The organism is Lentiprolixibacter sp. (assembly GCF_982873095.1).
The window spans coordinates 1-3,301 of record NZ_CEYNTP010000225.1; the positions used below are offsets into that span (position 1 = coordinate 1).

The following is a 3,301-nucleotide window of genomic DNA, read 5'->3' on the forward strand; positions in this document are numbered from 1 at the left end:
AACAGTGTGCTCGGTAAGATTTTTTCTGCCGGGAAACGGATCCTTACCGGGGAAAGCCTGTTTATGACGGCCTTTCTCAATGAAGGCAGCGGCAAAAAGAAAGTGAGCTTTGCCTCGCCCTATCCCGGCAAGATCGTTCCTATTGACCTTTCCGAAAAACAGGGGAAATTCATCTGCCAGAAAGATGCCTTCCTCTGTGCGGCAAAAGGAGTGTCTGTAGGCATAGAATTCTCTAAACGCCTGGGCCGGGGCCTCTTTGGTGGGGAAGGATTCATCATGCAGAAACTGGAAGGCGACGGCATGGCCTTTGTACACGCCGGGGGTACCCTGGCGCGTAAGGAACTGGCCCCGGGAGAAGTATTGAAAGTAGACACCGGATGTATTGTAGGCTTTTCTAAAGATGTGGACTACGACATCGAATTTGTTGGCGGTATACGCAACACCATTTTCGGTGGGGAAGGCTTGTTCTTTGCAAGCCTTCGGGGCCCTGGTGTGGTCTACATCCAATCCCTGCCTTTTAGCAGGCTTGCTGCACGTGTATGGGCAGCTGCTCCCAAAGGAGGCGGGAAAGACAAGGGTGAGGGCAGTATCCTGGGCGGTTTAGGAGACCTGCTGGATGGGGATAAGCCCTTTTAAGATCCAAATTCTCCTCAGCTAACAGGATAATTATGGATTTTACCCACCTCTTCACATTTCTCGAAGCGCTTCAAGCTAACAATAATAAAACCTGGATGGATGCCAACAGGAAGTGGTATCAGGAAGTCCGGAATGCGTTTATCCAGTGGCTGGATGAGCTGGATCACGAATTGGCCCTTATCGATCCGGACTATTATCCCACTCCTGGGAGAAAGGGGATCAACCGCATCAATAACAATCTCATGTTCCATCCCAATAAACCTGTCTATAAAGACCATTTCGGGGCCGGACTAGACAAGGCGCCCGATTCCGGGGATTTCTATATTCATATCGGGATTAATGAGTGTATGCTGGCCGGGGGGATTTGGCGGCCTAACCCTGCAAAGCTCCGCAGTATACGCGAAGCAATCGATTACAACGGGGAAGAGCTGGTCCGCATCCTGGAAGAACCGGCATTTAAAAAAAGGTTCGGTGGCCTCTACCAGGACGAACGCCTCATCAGTGCGCCCAAAGGCTTTTCCAGGGATCATCCGTATATTGACCTGTTGCAAAACAAATCCTTTGCCGTGGTATGCCCGGTAAGCAGGAGCGAAGTGCTGGAAGAAGACGTTAAGGATTTGGTTATTGAGGTCTATAATGAAATGCTACCCTTCCGGCGTTATCTCAATGAGGCCATCACGGTGTAGGAAGAAAGTAGGGGAGGACTTAGATATCCCTGTAGGAAAGTTATGAAGTACGGCAAGATCAAAAACATTAGAAAAGAGGTACTGTCTAAGGCCTGGTACCAGCTCTACCGCTACACCTTTGACTACCAGAAGGAGGACGGGGAATGGGAGACGCAGCGAAGAGAGACCTACGACCGTGGGAATGGGGCGGCCATACTGCTCTATAACCCGGTAAAGGGCACCGTTATCCTTACCCGACAGTTCCGCATGCCTACCTATGTGAACAACAACCCTGACGGGATGATGGTGGAGGTTTGTGCCGGGTTGCTCGAGGGGGATGATCCGGAGTCCTGTATCATAAAGGAGGTTGAAGAGGAGACAGGTTTCCGCGTCTCTGAGGTTCAACAGGTTTTTGAAGCATATATGTCGCCCGGTGCTGTCACCGAGAAGCTTTCATTTTTTGTTGCGGAATACAGTGAGGATATGAAAATCGGGGAGGGTGGAGGAGCCGAACACGAGTCGGAGCATATTGAGGTCCTTGAACTCCCGTTTAAAGAGGCGCTGGCGTGGATAGAGAGCGGTGACATTCAGGATGCCAAAAGTATTATGCTGTTGCACTACGCCCTGATTCACAAGCTCATCGACCTGTGACGATGTGAACTTTCTTCGGTGTGTATTTCAATAAGTATCCCGTACCCATTCCAGATAGTACTGCATTTGCTGTTTAATTTCCGACGTGGGCTTGCGGAAATGGTTGTTCATAAAACTGAAAATAAGCACCTTTCCCTTTTTGGTTAGCAGGTAGCCACTGAGATTGTAATTGTTTCCGAGGGTCCCAGATTTCGCAAACAGGTAGGGCTTGCTTTCTCCGGGGTACCAGTCCTTCAGGGTACCAGAGACACCACCGGCCGGCAGGAGTGCAAATAACCGGTTTCTTGGGAGTTGTTTATAGAGTTTATACAACAGGTGAACCAGCGAAGCCGGCGTGCAGAGGTTATAACGAGACAAACCGGAACCGTCTACCCATCTCGGCGGGTCGCGCAGGTCAGACAGGGACATTTCCAGGAAAAAATCGCGCGCTGATGCTGATTTCAATGTGTCTGACAGTTGATCGGCAACCAGAAGTAACAACTGCTCAGCAAGGAAGTTGTCGCTTTCCTGCATCATTCTTTGCAATACGGAATCGGTGGGGATACCCAACAGGATTTCATTTGTTTCCCGGGAAAAGGAATCTGATTTTGAAATTTTTTTACTTAGTACGGCTTCCAGGAGTTGACGGGTAAGGGTAGTGTCTGTCAAATAGGGTACCCTTAGGGTGTCTTTTTTGTCCGGATCCAGGAAGAACAGATTCTCCGCTTTTTTACGGCGAATGGGATAGGCAGCAAGGACTACATTTTCCTTGAAAATAGAAGGGACCACCCCAAGTGTATCCTGTAGGGACAATTCAACAACATTCCCATAGAGGGGGAGGGCACTTCTCTCCGGGGCAAACGCACTATCGTAATCCTCCCAGGCCCAGCCCGGGCCAAAGGGGTCCTCTATAAAATGGTCGTGATACAAGGCAATGGGTCCCTGGTGCGAATTCATAAAGCGATACAGCGTGCTGTCCTGGAAATGGGGATGGAACTGGGTGGGGTCACCGGTCCCTGCGATTAGCAGGGTATCCCCCTGTAGCTGGTAACGTGCCACCGGGATGCGTTCTGGCAACACCTGCAGGGCGGAATACAAAGTAAAAAGTTTGGTATTGCTCGCTGGGGTAAAATATTTGTTGTGGTTAATAGCGAGCAGGGTGTCTTGCTGCTCTGGATCGAGGACCATAATCCCCGTGAAGTGGTTTTGAAAGAGGTCCTTTTTTAAGGTATGCCGGGATTTTCTTTTTAAGGCCGATTTGCGAGCCGAACCACAGGATATTAACAAGCTGGTGATGAAGAAGAAACAGAAAAAACGTTTCAGGAATTCTTGTGAAAAGAAGGAAGGGAATAGCGCGCAGTTCATCGAAT

Annotated in this window: 5 protein-coding genes; 3 read left to right on the forward strand and 2 right to left on the reverse strand. The window is 49.7% G+C overall.

Features of this window, described 5'->3' with window-relative positions:
• From AC4E7D_RS11930 to AC4E7D_RS11940, 3 genes are all read left to right on the forward strand, one after another.
• A partial coding sequence (locus AC4E7D_RS11930; RefSeq protein ID WP_490174018.1) for an AIM24 family protein occupies window positions 1-636 on the forward strand: 636 nt, incomplete at its 5' end.
• Window positions 637-668: 32 nt separating this feature from the next.
• Window positions 669-1,322 (forward strand): DUF2461 domain-containing protein, encoded by a 654-nt coding sequence (locus tag AC4E7D_RS11935; RefSeq protein ID WP_490174019.1) that lies wholly within the window; start codon window positions 669-671, stop codon window positions 1,320-1,322.
• A gap of 42 nt (window positions 1,323-1,364) precedes the next feature.
• Window positions 1,365-1,952, forward strand: coding sequence for an NUDIX domain-containing protein (locus AC4E7D_RS11940; RefSeq protein WP_490174020.1), 588 nt, complete (start codon window positions 1,365-1,367; stop codon window positions 1,950-1,952).
• A 27-nt stretch (window positions 1,953-1,979) separates the two neighbouring features.
• Here the strand turns inward: AC4E7D_RS11940 and AC4E7D_RS11945 are convergent, their stop codons facing one another.
• Both AC4E7D_RS11945 and AC4E7D_RS11950 read right to left on the reverse strand, forming a co-directional pair.
• Window positions 1,980-3,119 carry a D-alanyl-D-alanine carboxypeptidase gene (locus AC4E7D_RS11945; protein ID WP_490174021.1) on the reverse strand — a complete coding sequence of 380 codons (1,140 nt, stop codon included), beginning with the start codon at window positions 3,117-3,119 and terminating at the stop codon, window positions 1,980-1,982.
• The coding region (locus tag AC4E7D_RS11950; RefSeq protein ID WP_490174022.1) for a hypothetical protein at window positions 3,076-3,301 on the reverse strand (226 nt) is incomplete at its 5' end. The genes AC4E7D_RS11950 and AC4E7D_RS11945, both read right to left, overlap by 44 nt.